Consider the following 1,478-nt stretch of genomic DNA (forward strand, 5'->3'; position numbering starts at 1 on the left):
TATGGAGCCCGTATTCTGGGAACCACAAAGTGGACGCAAGCAATCTCTGACCACTCCTACCAGCCTTTACAACGGTATGAATGTAGTGATTATCAAGTTATCGGCTTATTAGTACCGGTCAGCTCCGACAGTCTTTAGTCCTGTCTTCCACATCCGGCCTATCAACCCAGTCGTCTGGCTGGGAGCCTCTCCCCCGAAGGGATGGAAATCTCATCTCGAAGCCGGCTTCCCGCTTAGATGCTTTCAGCGGTTATCCGTTCCGAACGTAGCTAATCAGCGGTGCTCCTGGCGGAACAACTGACACACCAGAGGTTCGTCCATCCCGGTCCTCTCGTACTAGGGATAGATCTTCTCAAATTTCCTGCGCGCGCAGCGGATAGGGACCGAACTGTCTCACGACGTTCTAAACCCAGCTCGCGTACCGCTTTAATGGGCGAACAGCCCAACCCTTGGGACCTACTCCAGCCCCAGGATGCGACGAGCCGACATCGAGGTGCCAAACCATGCCGTCGATATGGACTCTTGGGCAAGATCAGCCTGTTATCCCCGAGGTACCTTTTATCCGTTGAGCGACAGCGCTTCCACAAGCCACTGCCGGATCACTAGTCCCGACTTTCGTCCCTGCTCGACTTGTCAGTCTCACAGTCAAGCTCCCTTGTGCACTTACACTCGACACCTGATTGCCAACCAGGTTGAGGGAACCTTTGGGCGCCTCCGTTACTCTTTAGGAGGCAACCGCCCCAGTTAAACTACCCATCAGGCACTGTCCCTGAACCCGATTAGGGTCCGAAGTTAGATATCCAGAGTGACCAGAGTGGTATTTCAACAATGACTCCACGAACACTAGCGTGCCCGCTTCACAGTCTCCCACCTATCCTACACAAGCCACACCGAACACCAATACCAAACTATAGTAAAGGTCACGGGGTCTTTCCGTCCTGCTGCGCGTAACGAGCATCTTTACTCGTAATGCAATTTCGCCGAGTTCGCGGTTGAGACAGCTGGGAAGTCGTTACGCCATTCGTGCAGGTCGGAACTTACCCGACAAGGAATTTCGCTACCTTAGGATGGTTATAGTTACCACCGCCGTTTACTGGGGCTTAAATTCTCAGCTTCGCCTTGCGGCTAACCGTTCCTCTTAACCTTCCAGCACCGGGCAGGCGTCAGTCCGTATACATCGTCTTGCGACTTAGCACGGACCTGTGTTTTTAGTAAACAGTCGCTTCCCACTGGTCTCTGCGGCCATCGAACGCTCCCGGAGCAAGTCCGTTCACGCCTCAGGCCCCCCTTCTCCCGAAGTTACGGGGGCATTTTGCCGAGTTCCTTAACCACGATTCTCTCGATCTCCTTAGTATTCTCTACCTGACCACCTGAGTCGGTTTGGGGTACGGGCAGCTAGAACCTCGCGTCGATGCTTTTCTTGGCAGCATAGGATCACCGATTTCGACTTGCGTCTACCCATCAGATCTCAGGCTATA

1 rRNA gene is annotated in these 1,478 nt (G+C 53.7%); it reads right to left on the reverse strand.

The features are described 5' to 3' along the window. Positions 1 to 88: 88 nt before the first annotated feature. A 23S ribosomal RNA gene (locus EDF22_RS20340) occupies positions 89 to 1,478 on the reverse strand; the annotation flags it as partial.

It is taken from the genome of Rathayibacter sp. PhB127 (assembly GCF_003751665.1).
Classification (GTDB): domain Bacteria; phylum Actinomycetota; class Actinomycetes; order Actinomycetales; family Microbacteriaceae; genus Rathayibacter; species Rathayibacter festucae.